General features: G+C 83.5%; 1 protein-coding gene. It reads left to right on the top strand.

Going from position 1 to position 424, the window contains the following annotated elements:
- Positions 1-424, top strand: a 424-nt coding sequence (locus SSNG_RS45225) for a hypothetical protein (RefSeq protein WP_042800604.1), incomplete at both ends; no start/stop codon positions are given.

Genomic DNA, 424 nt, shown 5'->3' with positions numbered 1-424 from the left:
GCGCCCGCCTCGCCGAGGTCGAGCAGGAGACCGCCGACGCCGTCCGCGCCGGCTGGCTCGACGACACCGCCCCCGACGCCGACCCGGCCCGCGCCGCGCTCGCGGCCAGCGACGCCGAGAAGGCCGCCGTGGCCGCCTGGGACGAGTCCCGCGAAGCCGCCCGCTCCGCCGCCGAGGCCGCCCGCGAGGCAGCCTCCGCGGAATCCCGCGCCGAACTCACCGCCGCCCGCGCGGCCGACGCCGCCGACGCCGCCGAGGCCGCCCACGCGGCGGAGCACCGCGCCGCCGAAGCCCTGGCCGCCTCCCCGCGCCTGGCGGAGCTCCTGGGCCTCCCGTCCGTCCCCGAGACCTTCCTCCCGCACCCCCGCACCGGCGGACCCGCCGGCACGGCCGCGGGCCACGGCCCGGCCGACGGCGGTCCGGG

This window comes from Streptomyces sp. C (genome assembly GCF_000158895.1).
Taxonomy (GTDB): Bacteria; Actinomycetota; Actinomycetes; order Streptomycetales; family Streptomycetaceae; genus Streptomyces; species Streptomyces racemochromogenes.
The sequence above is the reverse complement of the archived record's forward strand: the minus strand, read 5'-3'. Positions and strand labels throughout refer to the sequence as shown.